General features: G+C 69.3%; 12 protein-coding genes. 7 read left to right on the top strand and 5 right to left on the bottom strand.

Annotation, left to right across the window (positions count from 1 at the left end; all coding sequences use genetic code 11):
• Positions 1-31: 31 nt before the first annotated feature.
• From AC3ERS_RS14775 to AC3ERS_RS14785, 3 genes are all read left to right on the top strand, one after another.
• Complete coding sequence (locus AC3ERS_RS14775) at positions 32-1,174, top strand: epoxide hydrolase family protein (protein ID WP_431967677.1); 1,143 nt, start codon at positions 32-34, stop codon at positions 1,172-1,174.
• 124 nt (positions 1,175-1,298) lie between these two features.
• Positions 1,299-1,661, top strand: a complete 363-nt coding sequence (locus AC3ERS_RS14780; protein ID WP_431967678.1) for a DUF1304 domain-containing protein — start codon at positions 1,299-1,301, stop codon at positions 1,659-1,661.
• A 5-nt stretch (positions 1,662-1,666) separates the two neighbouring features.
• On the top strand, positions 1,667-2,227 hold the full coding sequence (locus AC3ERS_RS14785; RefSeq protein WP_431967680.1) for a TetR/AcrR family transcriptional regulator: 561 nt from the start codon (positions 1,667-1,669) through the stop codon (positions 2,225-2,227).
• A gap of 496 nt (positions 2,228-2,723) precedes the next feature.
• Here the strand turns inward: AC3ERS_RS14785 and AC3ERS_RS14790 are convergent, their stop codons facing one another.
• Positions 2,724-3,428, bottom strand: a complete 705-nt coding sequence (locus tag AC3ERS_RS14790; protein ID WP_431967682.1) for a hypothetical protein — start codon at positions 3,426-3,428, stop codon at positions 2,724-2,726.
• Between the two features lie 247 nt (positions 3,429-3,675).
• On the opposite strand from AC3ERS_RS14790, the gene AC3ERS_RS14795 reads away from it, so the two are divergent.
• Positions 3,676-4,848, top strand: a complete 1,173-nt coding sequence (locus tag AC3ERS_RS14795) for an acyl-CoA dehydrogenase family protein (RefSeq protein ID WP_431967684.1) — start codon at positions 3,676-3,678, stop codon at positions 4,846-4,848.
• A gap of 9 nt (positions 4,849-4,857) precedes the next feature.
• Positions 4,858-5,985 (top strand): acyl-CoA dehydrogenase family protein, encoded by a 1,128-nt coding sequence (locus tag AC3ERS_RS14800; protein ID WP_431967686.1) that lies wholly within the window; start codon positions 4,858-4,860, stop codon positions 5,983-5,985.
• A gap of 50 nt (positions 5,986-6,035) precedes the next feature.
• Here the strand turns inward: AC3ERS_RS14800 and AC3ERS_RS14805 are convergent, their stop codons facing one another.
• Positions 6,036-6,527 (bottom strand): hypothetical protein, encoded by a 492-nt coding sequence (locus AC3ERS_RS14805; RefSeq protein ID WP_431967688.1) that lies wholly within the window; start codon positions 6,525-6,527, stop codon positions 6,036-6,038.
• Positions 6,528-6,820: 293 nt separating this feature from the next.
• Here AC3ERS_RS14805 and AC3ERS_RS14810 point away from each other — a divergent pair, with 293 nt between their 5' ends.
• Together AC3ERS_RS14810 and AC3ERS_RS14815 are read left to right on the top strand one after the other, a co-directional pair.
• The gene (locus AC3ERS_RS14810; protein WP_431967690.1) at positions 6,821-7,120 is read left to right on the top strand and encodes a hypothetical protein; all 300 of its coding nucleotides are present in this window, start codon (positions 6,821-6,823) and stop codon (positions 7,118-7,120) included.
• Positions 7,121-7,327: 207 nt separating this feature from the next.
• Positions 7,328-8,185, top strand: a complete 858-nt coding sequence (locus AC3ERS_RS14815) for a GNAT family N-acetyltransferase (protein ID WP_431967692.1) — start codon at positions 7,328-7,330, stop codon at positions 8,183-8,185.
• On the opposite strand, the gene AC3ERS_RS14820 is transcribed toward AC3ERS_RS14815, so the two are convergent.
• From AC3ERS_RS14820 to AC3ERS_RS14830, 3 genes are all read right to left on the bottom strand, one after another.
• Positions 8,175-9,101, bottom strand: coding sequence for a hydroxymethylglutaryl-CoA lyase (locus tag AC3ERS_RS14820; RefSeq protein ID WP_431967694.1), 927 nt, complete (start codon positions 9,099-9,101; stop codon positions 8,175-8,177). The genes AC3ERS_RS14815 and AC3ERS_RS14820 overlap by 11 nt on opposite strands.
• Positions 9,102-9,406: 305 nt before the next feature.
• Positions 9,407-10,633, bottom strand: coding sequence for a CaiB/BaiF CoA transferase family protein (locus tag AC3ERS_RS14825; RefSeq protein ID WP_431967696.1), 1,227 nt, complete (start codon positions 10,631-10,633; stop codon positions 9,407-9,409).
• Positions 10,634-10,919: 286 nt separating this feature from the next.
• Positions 10,920-11,843, bottom strand: a complete 924-nt coding sequence (locus AC3ERS_RS14830; protein ID WP_431967698.1) for a TauD/TfdA dioxygenase family protein — start codon at positions 11,841-11,843, stop codon at positions 10,920-10,922.
• Positions 11,844-12,157: the final 314 nt, after the last annotated feature.

Consider the following 12,157-nt stretch of genomic DNA (forward strand, 5'->3'; position numbering starts at 1 on the left):
ATGGTCCTATATGGCTTCTAACGTTGTGGTCGTGACGAACCGAAATGCCCTCCGCCCCTTCCACATCGACATCCCTCAGGTCGATCTCGACGACCTGACCGACCGGCTGGCCCGCACCCGCTGGTCGGCGCAGCTGCCCGGCGCGGGCTGGGAACGCGGTGTCCCGGTCGACTATCTGCGCGAGCTCGCCGAGCACTGGCGCACCCGGTTCGACTGGCGCGCGCAGGAGGCGGCGCTGAACGAGTTCCCGCAGTTCCTGACCGACATCGATGGGCTGGACGTGCATTTCGTGCACGTGCGTTCACCCGAGCCGGACGCGCTGCCGCTGCTGCTGACCCACGGCTGGCCCAATTCGTTCGTCGAGTTCACCAAGACCATCGGTCCGCTGGCCGACCCGAGGGCGCACGGCCTCGACCCCGCTCAGGCGTTCCACGTGGTGGTGCCCTCGGTGCCCGGGTTCGCCTTCTCCGCGGCCCCGACCGAGGACATGACCACCGGCCGGGTGGCGCGGATGTGGGTGGAGCTGATGGACCGCCTCGGGTACCGGCGTTACGGCGTTCAAGGCGGTGATCTCGGCGCGTATGTCGCGCCGGAGATGGCGTTGGCCGCGCCGGACCGTGTGGTCGGCGTGCACCTCGACGGCGGCATCGGCATGCCGACCGCGGCGGACGTGCCGACCATGAGCGCCGAGGAACGCGCGGAGCGGGATCTCATGCAGCAGTGGATGACCGGCGGCGTCGACCATCACACGCTGTTGCGCGCGGCGCCGCAGACCTTCGCGCACGCCTGGACCGATTCGCCGGTCGGACTGCTGGCCTGGCAGACGCAGAAGTTCCGCGAATTCACGCCGCTGGTCGACCATCTCGAGGAAGCGATCGACCGCGACCACTTGCTGACCAATGTCAGCCTGTACTGGTTCACCGCCACCGCGGGCACGTCGTCCTGGCCGATGTACAACGGCCTCGGCAAGGCGGGCTTCGCCTGGCCGACCGGACAGAAGCTGGTCCCGACGGGCGTCTACGGCGGCGGCTCCGCGCTCATGCGCCGCCTTGCCGAACAGGACAACGACATCGCCCACTGGCCGGAGGACAACACCGGCAACCACTTCGTGGCAATGGAAGTTCCGGACATGCACGTCGCCGACATCCGCACGTTCTTCGCCGAGCTCGCCTGAGCGCCGAGGCCTCCGGGCGGTTTGGGCTGATCCTCGTCCGCCGCAGCGGACGCGGCGCCCTTGATAGACATCTGTCCATGTATCCTAGACATCTGTCTATTAAATCCTAGGGATTGGATACGCGATGGAGACGACTGCGAATGTGTTGGTCGGCCTGCTGGCCGCGCTGCACCTGTACATCCTGGTTCTGGAGATGTTCCTGTGGGAGAGGAAGCCGGGCCGCAAGCTCTCCGGCTTCGATGCGGCGATGGCCCGTGCCACCGCCCCGCTCGCCGCGAACCAGGGGCTCTACAACGGGTTCCTGGCGGCCGGGCTGGTCTGGGGTCTGATCGCCGAGAATCCGATCAGGTTCCAGGTCCAGGTCTTCTTCGTCGTCTGCGTGCTCGTCGCCGGGCTGTACGGCGGCTTCACCGCCAACCGGCGGATCCTGATCGCCCAGGCATTGCCCGGGGCGCTGGCGCTCGCCGCCGTCCTGCTGGCCAGGTGACTGTCATGCAAGCAGATCCCCGCACGGCACGGACCCGGGCCAAGCTGCGCCGGGCGCTGCTGGAGGAATGCGACAGCCACCCGTTGGCAGAGGTCAGCGTCGCCGCGTTGGTGCGCCGGGCGGGGGTCGGCCGCGCCACGTTCTATCTTCACTACGCCGACTTGGAGGCGGTCGCCGTCGATGCCTGCGCCGATGTCGTCCGCGATGCCGTGGACTCCCTGCACGCCTGGCGCGGTACACCCGACCCCGCCAGCCCGCCGCCCGCCCTGCTTGCCTTCTTCGACCGTCTCACCCCGCACGCCGGGCTCTACCGGGAACTGTTGCGCCCGGGCGGCGGCGGTCCGCTCGGCCACGTACTCCATCGCGATCTGCGCGCCCGCAGCCACACCGAGCGCACCCTGGCCGGTGCGCCGGAGCCCGATCTGGTCGCCTCGGCCGTGGCAGCGACCTTCGCCGGGGTGCTCGCCGACTGGCTGCACGGCCTCATCGAGGCGACCCCCACCGAGATCGCGCAGCGGGTTTGGCGCCTGCTCGTCACTCTGCACCGCACCCCCTTGCCCCAATGATCGCCGCCTGCCGTGGTGTTCACCCGTCCTCGGTGAGTCGACCAGGACGCCTCCGGCTGGCCCATGGAGTGGTCTTCTCGCGCGTCTCCACCCTTGTCTTTTGTTCTGCCTCGGCTGATCGGGCGTCCGACAGATGTCCGTCTGTGCCGCCCGCTCGACAGCTCCGCCGAACGCGCGCGGTTCGAGGGTTGATGCCCGGTGCGGGTGCTGCCGTCGCGACCGCCGCAGCTATCGACCAGTGGCTGGGCGGCGGGGTCGGTGCGGCTGTCGCGAGATGCCGGTGCCTGAGCGGTGGGGGCGATACTGGGCAGGCTGCCACCAGGGCGTCGCCCGGCGCGCGCAGCGGACTGTGCGGTGGTGGGAACCGCTGGTGACTCGGCGGTGAGGGCGATGACGGGTACGAACTTCCCTGCGGGCGTGGGCTTGTGGTGTGCCGGGTGCGCTGCGGTGTGCGGGCGGTGCGGGTTCGAGGCGGCCGTCGCGGATCCGCCGACGATCAACTGCCAGGAACGATGGCGGGCGCGGGCTGCGGCGCGGCAGGGGCGGTCTCCGGTGCGGCGGGTGCGGATGCGGCGGCCGGGATCTCCGGAACGACGAACGTGCCGACGGTCGGCGTCATCACGCAGTGCGCCCCGGGATATCCGATGACGCCCCACATCGACGCGATGACGGTCCCTGGGCCGGTGCGCACGGTCTTGGACAGGGTCGGCAGGTTGAACTCGGTCATGTCGTCGAGCGCGTCGATGCCACTGTGTCCGTTGTTGACGTTGAGCCACGCCACCACGAGTCCGGAGCTGAGCGGGGCGCCCGAGTGCGACGGGGTGGCGCTGAAACGGAGGGTTCCCGGCTCCGGGCTGGCGCCCTGGTCGCGGTTGTTGCCCTCGGTGGTGCCCGCCGCGATGATCGTGGTGATGGGGCCGTTGCTGCCGCAGCCGAAGGTGGGGGCGGCGTAGGCGAAGGGCGCCCAGGCGCCCGCGATGTCGCGTAGCTGGGCGACGTCGACGAGCTTGGTGTACGAGCCGAGCGCGTCCACGCCCGCGCGCGCGGCCTGGTCCGTTCCTGCGCGTTCGGTGAGGTGGGTGACGGCCTGATCGATCGCCGCGTCCGGCGCGGCGGAGGCGGGTCCGGTGAGGGTCAGGACCGCACCGATGCCGAGGGAAGTCACAGTCGCGGCCACGCGTGCGATGGTTCTGCCGTTCACCAAGTTCTCCTCGAATACGAACCCAGGGTTTCCCCGGCCCTGGGCTGCAACGTACCAGTTCGACGCGCCCGCCGCCGAGTCGGCCGAGCGGATTTCTCCCGGTCGCCGCAGGGTTGCGCGGCCGTGCGAAGCCCGCAGGTCGGCGCGGTGTCGTGCCTGCCAGACGCCGAATGTGATCCACTCGACAGCGTCGGATTACCCCGGGGTAGGTTGGTGCCGGAAGTACGAGACACAACGGGAGTTGCGTATGAAAATATCCCTGTCCCCCGACGAGGCGGCTTTCCGCGACGAGCTGCGGCAGTTCTACCGCACCCAGATCCCCGCGGAGATCCGTGAGCGCGTGAAGTACGGCCACGAGCTCTCTCGTGAAGACGTCGTCACGGTGCACAAGATCCTCAACGACAACGGACTCGCGGTGCCGAACTGGCCGGTGGAGTGGGGCGGCAAAGACTGGACCCCGATGCAGCGCCACATCTGGCAGGACGAGATGCAGCTGGCCTCGGTGCCCGAGCCGCTGACGTTCAACGCTCAGATGGTCGGTCCGGTCATCGCGCACTTCGGCTCACAGGAGCTCAAGGAGCGCTTCCTGCCTGCGACCGCGGCCCTCGACATCTGGTGGTGCCAAGGCTTCTCGGAGCCGGACGCCGGTTCGGACCTGGCCTCGCTGCGCACCACCGCGGTGCGCGACGGCGACTCCTACATCGTCAACGGCCAGAAGATCTGGACCACGCTGGCCCAGTACGCCGACTGGATCTTCTGCCTGGTGCGCACCGATCCGAACGCGCAGAAGAAGCAGTCCGGCATCTCCTTCCTGCTGTTCGACGTGAAGAGCCCCGGCGTCACCATCCGCCCGATCAAGCTGATCGACGGCGGGTACGAGGTGAACGAGGTCTTCTTCGAGAACGTGCGGGTGCCCGCCGATCAGCTGGTCGGCGAGGAGAACATGGGCTGGACCTACGCCAAGTTCCTGCTCGGCAACGAGCGCACCGGCATCACCGGCGTCGGCCGCACCAAGGTGAAGCTGGGCGTCGCGAAGGACTACGCGCGCCAGATCAAGTCCGGTTCGGGCACCCTGCTGGAGGACCCGGTGTTCGCCGCCCGGGTGGCCGAGCTGGAGAACGAGCTGCTCGCGCTCGAGCTCACCCAGTTGCGCGTGGTCTCGAATTCCACCGAGGGCAAGCCGAACCCCGTCTCCTCGGTGCTCAAGCTGCGCGGCTCGGAGTTGCAGCAGGCCGCCACCGAGCTGCTGCTCGACATCGCAGGACCGGACGCGCTTCCGGTCGACGCGGACGAGATCGCCTCCCCCGGCTGGGCGCAGCGCAGCGGCCCCAGCTACCTCAACTACCGCAAGACAACCATCTACGGAGGTTCGAGCGAGGTGCAGCGCACCATCATCGCCTCCACGATCCTCGGATTGTGAGGCTTCGCCATGGAATTCGAACTCACCGATGAACAGGTCATGCTGCGCGACACCGTGCGCGACGTACTGGCCCGCAACTACGACCCGGAGTCCCGGGTGAAGGTGATCGACACCGAGCTGGGCTGGAGCCGCGACGTGTGGCGCCAGCTCGCCGAGCTCGGCGTGCTCGGCCTCGCTTTCACCGAGGAGGACGGCGGCGTCGGCGCCGGTCCGGTGGAGACCATGGTCGTGCTCGAGGAGATCGGCCGCAGGCTCGCGCCGGAGCCGCTGCTCGACGCGGTGCTGGTGCCGGGCGCATTGATCGCACAGGTCGGCAGCGCCGAACAGCGTCAGCGGATCCTGCCCGACGTGGCGGCGGGCGAGAAGCTGCTCGCCTTCGCGCACGCAGAGCCCGGCGTGCGCTGGCCGTCCGTCGACCTCGCGACCACCGCGACGGCCGAGGGCGACGGCTACCTGCTGACCGGCGTGAAGAACCCGGTGGCGCACGGCGATTGCGCCGACGATCTGGTGGTCAGCGCGGTGCTGCCGGGCGGTGGCGTCGGCCTGTTCGTGGTCGCCGCCGAGGGCGCCGGGGTGTCACGCAAGGGCTTCCGCACCGTCGACGGGCTGCGCGGCGCGCAGATCACCTTCGACAAGGCGCCCGCCGAGCTGCTCGGTGACACGCTGGACGCGGCCGAGTCGGTGCAGGTCGCGCTCGGCCACGCGCACGCCGGTCTGTGCGCCGAATCCATCGGCGCGATGGAGGAAGCGCTGCGGCTGACCACCGAGTACCTGAAGACGCGCAAGCAGTTCGGCGTCACGCTGTCGAAGTTCCAGACCCTGACCCAGCGGGCGGCGAACATGTACGTCTCGCTGGAGCTGGCCCGCAGCATGAGCCTGTACGTCACCGCGTCGCTGGCCGACGGGGCCGACGACCCGGTGGTCGCCTCGCGCGCCCGTCTCCAGGTCGGACGTTCGGCGAGGCACGTCGGGCAGGAAGCCATCCAGATGCACGGTGGCATCGGCGTCACCGCGGAGTACCCGGTCGGCCATTACGTCGCGCGGCTCACCGCGATCGGCCGGACGCTCGGCGGCGATCTCGACCATCTGAAGGTGCTCAGCGCCCAGGTCGGCAGCTACGACCTGCCGGAACTGTAGGACCACGGAGGTCGGGTGGCGGTGCGGGCGAAAACGTCCGCGCCGCCGCCCTACTCGTTTTCGCCCTGGTAGTCCGCCCGCGGTGTGGCGGCCGGTCGGCGGGATGTCGTCGATTCCTCGTCGACGGCCGACGGCGGTGTCGTAGCCGACAGCGTCCGCCGGGTCGTCGTCGGTTCCTCGGTCTCCCTTGTCGTTTCGGCCGCGGTGGTGCGCGGCTCCGTGGTGCGCTCGGGCCGGGGGGTGTTCGTCTCCGATTCCTCTTCCGGCGGAATGGTCATCGTGACGTATCCGGCGGGCCTGCGCGGGGGTCCGCCCGGCGCCATCTGCCAGGTCGGCGACGGCGGAATCACGATGCGCGACACCGTGCCCGTCGAACCGTCGTCGCGGACCACGGCCGCGGCGGCGGGACCGTCCTTGAGCGGTGGGGGCGGAACATAGGTTTCGTCGCCGCCGATCCCGCAGGAGCCGATGAGAACCAGACCGACCGAGACCGCTCCCGCTGCGATCGCTGGACCCGCGATCTTGGCCCTGCTGCTCTCCATTCGGGGACACTCCTCGTGTGTTTCGAGTGGGCTCACCATAAACCAGGTCGGTCACCCGGGCCAGGCGTACCTCCGCCGTCACTGCCGCCGGACCGGAACTTTTAAACACATATGATTCAGATATCGAATTGATCTCGTCCGCGTGTCGCGGGCACGTGTCGCGGCGGAGCCCCCTGTGCGGGCCGTAGCGTACGTGATCAAAGTTACGCATGAGACGCCTGTATCAGGATGAGAGACGCGCTGGTGGAGCTGCGCGATCGAACACTCTGATCGGCGTCACCGAGGAGAAGATGATGGGAGCATACTCGACCTCTCCGCTGCCGCCAGTAGACGCGACCTCCGACACGGCGGAGGACGCGAATCAGGAAGCGGCGAAGCAGAAAGCGTCGAATCCGCCCGCGCGTTCCGTGCCCACGATCGTGGCGCGAGCGTTGGCCTGGCTGTTCTTCCTCGGCGGTGTCGTCGGGGCCGTGCTTGGCATCGCGGGCTTGCACGTCGAGATCACCGTTGCGGGTCTGATCCTGGCGTGCACCGCGGGACTCGTCCTGCTCAAGATCCGCGCGGACAGCGGAGCGAGGAGCGGCACCGGCTGAGCAACCGTTTTCTCCCGTGATGTCGCTGCGAAAGTCATTGGTGCCCGACGTCTTCGACGCTTATCGTGACGCCTGACAAGGGCAGCGGACGAAGTCCGTCGAAGGTCCGCGGAATCGCGGAGCGCGGCGGGATCGCGCCGGAGGGGCGCCGCGGACGGGGTACGTCCACACTTCGCACACTGCGGGAGCGAAGTGGAGGTATGCGGCATGCGGATCGAGATCACCGGCGATGCTGTCGCGTATCGCGCCGCGACAGAGGCCTTCGTGAGCCGTGATTTCCTGCGGCACACGGTGATCGCCACGGTCGTCGCCAACCACGTGGACGGGCAGCAGGCGGCGGATGGAACGTCGCGCTTCCTGTCGCTGCACGCGGCGGACGGCGCCGTCGTCGGCGTCGCCATGTGGGCCGGAGGTCGCGAGGTCTACCTGGGGCAGCTGCCCGCCGAGAGCCTGCGACCGGTCGCTGAGGCGTTCGCCGCCGCGGCGCCCGGCAACACCGGGGTCGAAGGGCTCGTCGCCGCCGCGGAGTCGTTCGCCGAGCATTGGTGCGCGCTGCGCGGCGTCGGTCTGCGGGAAGACGTCCGTACCAGGCTGTTCCGGCTCGGCGAGCTGCGTGTGCCGCGCGGGGTCGCCGGTGCGCCGCGCCGAGCCGCCGACCGCGATGTCGCGCTGTGTGTTGCCTGGTTCGAGGCCATGCGCCACGAAATCGATCTGGCGCCGCCGCATCCGAACCCGGACGTGATCCGCAAGCGGGTGGCGGCGGGGCGCTGGTGGTTGTGGGAGGTCGGCGGCCGTCCGGTGAGCCTTGCCGCGCACCAGATTCCGGTGGGCGGCTGGACGCGCATCGGCCCGGTCTACACGCCGCCCGCCGAGCGCGGGCACGGCTACGCGTCGGCCCTTACCGCGCAGGTGTCGCGGGCCTTGCGCCGCAACGGTCTCGACGTCTGCCTGTTCACCGATCTGGCGAACCCCACATCGAACCGGATCTACCGGGCGATCGGTTACCAGCCGGTCGACGACTTCGTGAACTACGTGTTCGAGGACCGCCCCGCGGTCAGCCGATGACCCATTCGAAGGCCGCGGCCTTCGACCGCGCTCCCTCGGCGGCGCGCGAGCGGTTGGGTTCGCCGAGATCGGCGAGCAGGCCCTCGGTCAGTTCGACGAGCGTGGCCAGCGTGGGCGGCGCGAACCAGTCGGGGCGGGTGGCGAAGAGGATGTCCTCGCTGGAGGTGTTGCCGCTCGCGCCCGGCGCGAACGGGCAGCCGCCCAAGCCGCCGAGCGATCCGTCGACCATGCCCGCGCCCGCCGCGATCGCGGCCAAGGTGTTGGCCACGCCCATGCCCCAGGTGTCGTGGCCGTGGAACACGATGCGGCGCTGCGGCGTCCGGTCACGAACCGCGGAGATCAGGGCGGCGACCTGGGCAGGATGGGCCTGGCCGAGCGTATCGGCGAGCACGATGTCGCTCGCGCCCTCGGTGCGCGGATCGTTCGCGATCTCGAGCACCCGCCCCGGATCCACCGGGCCCTCGAACGGGCAGGTGAAACTGGTGGCCAAGCACAGCTGAATGGCGCCGCCCACCTCGTGGGCCAATCGCACCGCCTCCGGCATCACGGCCAAGCTGTCCTCGGTGGTGCGGCCGATATTGGCCTGGTTGTGCGAGTCGGAGACCGAGAAGCAGTACTGGAAATTGCGGACGCCCGCCTCCGCGGCCTTGGCCACGTGACGCGGGGTGGCCACCCACACCCAGCAGCGCTCGAGCTCCTCGGGGGTCAGGGCCGCGACCAGGTCCATGGTGTTGGCCATGGGCGGCACCAGGTCGGGGCGCGCCATCGAACCGATCTCCAGCGCGGGCACGCCGAGCGCGAGCAGGCGGCGCACGATCTCGACCTTGCGCTCCACCGGCAAGGTCTTGCCGGTCAGTTGCAGTCCGTCGCGCAGAGTCACATCACGCAGTAGCGCGCCGCTCGTCTCGGTCAGCACTGCCGGTCCTCCCGCGCCTGCGGCGGCACGCACATCACGCCCGCCCACGGTTTCTGGTTCGCGCCCGCCGGATTCGGGTGGATCGTCGGCCGCGCGTGTCCTGGCGCGCGCTGCTCCCACGTATTACGGCCGGCCGGCCTGCGCCGTACGCGCCTGCGGCTCATGCCTGCACCTCGCTGGCGCTCGCTTCCGGCATGCGCCGTGCGCGCTGGCACATGATTCGCTCGCTCCGCTCACTCATGCCTGCACCTCGCTGGCGCTCGGTTTCGGCATGCGTCGTGCGCGCTGGGACGTGATTCGCTCGCTCATGCCTGCACCTCGCTGGATCCCGACGCGGCGGCGATCTCGGCCTCGCTCAGGCCGAGCAGTCCCGAGAGCACCTCGCGGGTGTGTTCGCCCAGGTCGGGGCCTACGTTGCGGATGGGAAGCGACTGTTCGCCGATCACCGGCACGATGCCGGGGAAGCCGACGGTCTTCGGTTCAGGTTCGCCGACGTCCACCGGGAACGGCTGAATCATGTTGCGCGCCTTGTACTGTTCGTCGTCGACGATGTCGGCGGCGGTGTAGATCGGCCCGCACGGGATGGCCGCGTCCTCCAGGATCTTCAGCGCTTCGTCCCTGGTGTGCCGCATCGTCCATTCGCCGATCGACGCGTCCAGTCGTTCGCGGTGGCGCCAGCGGCCCGCGTTGTCCTGGAGTTCGGGATCGGCCGCCAGATCGGGCCTGCCGATGACTCCCATGTAGCGCTGGAAGATCGCGTCGCCGTTGCCGCCGATGATGATGCTGAATCCGTCCCGGCAGGGGTAGGCGTTGCTCGGCGCGATGCCCTCCATCCGGCCGCCGACGCGCTCGCGGTTGATGCCGTAGGCCAGGTAGTCGGGGACCAGCGACTCCATCACCGAGAGAATGGCCTCGTTCAGTGCGACATCGATCACACGTTCCCGCAGGGGCACCGCGTCGTCCGTGCGCTCTCGCTGGAAGAGCGCCATCACGGTGCCGAAGGCGGCGTAGATGCCCGCGATGGAGTCACCGATCGAGACACCGACCCGCACCGGGGGACGGTCCGGGTCGCCAACCAGTTCGCGCAGACCGCCCACGGCCTCGGCGACCGCGGCGAAACCGGGCCGCGCGGACATCGGCCCGGTCTGCCCGTAGGCGGAGATCCTGGTGATCACCAGATCGGGGTTGGCCTCGTTCAGCGCGTCGGGCCCGAGGCCCCACTTCTCGAGCATGCCGGGCCGGAAGTTCTCCAGCAGCACATCGCAGTGCCTGACCAGGTCGAGCACCACCGCGCGCCCCTCGTCGGTGCGCAGATCCAGGGTGATCGACTTCTTGTTCCGGTTGACGGTGCGGTACAGCATCGAGGTGTCGCCGCCGTAGAGCCGCCAGTTGCGCAACTCGTCGCCGGCCTTCGGCCGTTCCACCTTGATGACCTCGGCGCCGAAGTCGCCGAGGATGCGCCCGGCGGTGGGCGCGGCGATGTAATTACCGAGCTCGAGGACGCGAACTCCGTCCAACGGCCGAATACTCATGGCCACCAGTGTGGACTAATGGGGCTCTCGTCCTCGGCCCGCCCTCGGTCTCGGGCCGCCCCGCGTGTCTCTGAGCTTCCGGTCCGCGTGTCCAGGCGCCTTCGCTCGGCGTGTCTCGGTGCCTTCGAGGCGCCTTCAATCGGCGTGTCTCGGTGCCTACGCCCCGCGTGTCTTGGGCCTCCCGCCCGCGGTCTCTGAGCCTTCCTCCCGCGTGTTGCGGCGCCCTTGGTCGGGGTGTTTCCGGGCCTTCGGTCCTCGCGGGGCAGCCGTCGTCCGGCAGCGCCGGTCAGGCGGCGCGGGAGACCTCCTCGATGATCGAGTAGTGCTCGGCATTGCCCGCGATGACGGTGCTCGCGACGCCGTCCACGCCGACCGGGACATCGCCCGCCAGGGTGATGCGGGTCAGCTTGCGCGGCTGGTCGTCGTAGTCGTCGATGGCGTAGTGCTGGGTGGCGCGGTTGTCCCAGATCGCCACGTCACCGAGCTGCCAGTTCCACCGGACGGTGTTCTCCAGGCGCGTCACCCGGTCCTGGAACAGGCGGAACAGTGCCTGGGATTCGGCGCCGGACAGGCCGACGAAGTGCTTCACGAAGTGACCGACCAGCAGCGCCTTCTCGCCGGTCTCCGGGTGCACGCGCACCACCGGGTGCTCGGTCTCGAAGTAGGTCGACTCGAACTCGGCACGGTACTCGGCGGCGTTGGGGCGGGCCTTGGCGCCGTGCGCCGCGGCGTAGTCGTACACGTTGGTGTGCACCGCGCGCAGGTTCTCGGCGAGCAGCTTCAGTGGCTCGGGCAGCGATTCGTAGGCGGCCACTGTGGAGGCCCATGTGGTGGAGCCGCCGTAGGTCGGCAGGGTGACCGCGCGAAGGATCGACGCCTTCGGGATGCGGTCGACGAAGGTGACGTCGGTGTGCCAGCTGTTGGCGCGGCCGTACTCGGAGTCGATGGCCAGGCTCTTCAGCCCGTGCGAGGTGACGGTCGGGTGCGGGGTGGTCGGGCTACCGAGCAACTCGGCGAACTCGTACTGCCCATCCTCGGTGAGGTGGTCCTGGCCGCGGAAGAAGACGACCTTGTGTTCGAGCAGAGCGCGGCGGATCACGTCGACCGGCGCCGCGTCCAGGTCGCCGCCGAGCCGGACATTGTCGACCTGAGCGCCGATGCGGGCGCCGAGCTTGGTCACCGAAACAGTGGGGGCGGTTGCGATCGTCATGGTGATCACCTTCGCTGTCGAGAACGGTTAGTGCGCGCTAGAGCACACCACCCGTAAACCCTCCGCGACCAGGGTTTTCGTCGGCATGATCGCAACACGTGCCACTCGCGCCCCACAATTGGCGAACCGGTCCCGGCCCGTCAACCCCCGAACCACCATTTGACTCCCGTCGATTTTCAGCACCCCAGCACGCACACCGGGGACAGGTAGACCCGCCCCCATCAGCACCGCACCTACCACGCAACAGCACCCACCCTGTTACTCCCCAAGAACGCAACCACAGCCGGTCGACCACGCTGGAACCTGCGCCAGCG

It is taken from the genome of Nocardia sp. bgisy134, from assembly GCF_057708325.1.

Excerpts from the sequence above, each read along its gene's own strand:
- AC3ERS_RS14780 (WP_431967678.1), top strand. The coding sequence starts at position 1,299 with ATGGAGACGACTGCGAATGTGTTGGTCGGCCTGCTGGCCGCGCTGCAC.
- AC3ERS_RS14785 (WP_431967680.1), top strand. The coding sequence starts at position 1,667 with ATGCAAGCAGATCCCCGCACGGCACGGACCCGGGCCAAGCTGCGCCGG.
- AC3ERS_RS14795 (WP_431967684.1), top strand. The coding sequence starts at position 3,676 with ATGAAAATATCCCTGTCCCCCGACGAGGCGGCTTTCCGCGACGAGCTG.
- AC3ERS_RS14800 (WP_431967686.1), top strand. The coding sequence starts at position 4,858 with ATGGAATTCGAACTCACCGATGAACAGGTCATGCTGCGCGACACCGTG.
- AC3ERS_RS14805 (WP_431967688.1), bottom strand. The coding sequence starts at position 6,527 with ATGGAGAGCAGCAGGGCCAAGATCGCGGGTCCAGCGATCGCAGCGGGA.
- AC3ERS_RS14810 (WP_431967690.1), top strand. The coding sequence starts at position 6,821 with ATGGGAGCATACTCGACCTCTCCGCTGCCGCCAGTAGACGCGACCTCC.
- AC3ERS_RS14815 (WP_431967692.1), top strand. The coding sequence starts at position 7,328 with ATGCGGATCGAGATCACCGGCGATGCTGTCGCGTATCGCGCCGCGACA.
- AC3ERS_RS14825 (WP_431967696.1), bottom strand. The coding sequence starts at position 10,633 with ATGAGTATTCGGCCGTTGGACGGAGTTCGCGTCCTCGAGCTCGGTAAT.
- AC3ERS_RS14830 (WP_431967698.1), bottom strand. The coding sequence starts at position 11,843 with ATGACGATCGCAACCGCCCCCACTGTTTCGGTGACCAAGCTCGGCGCC.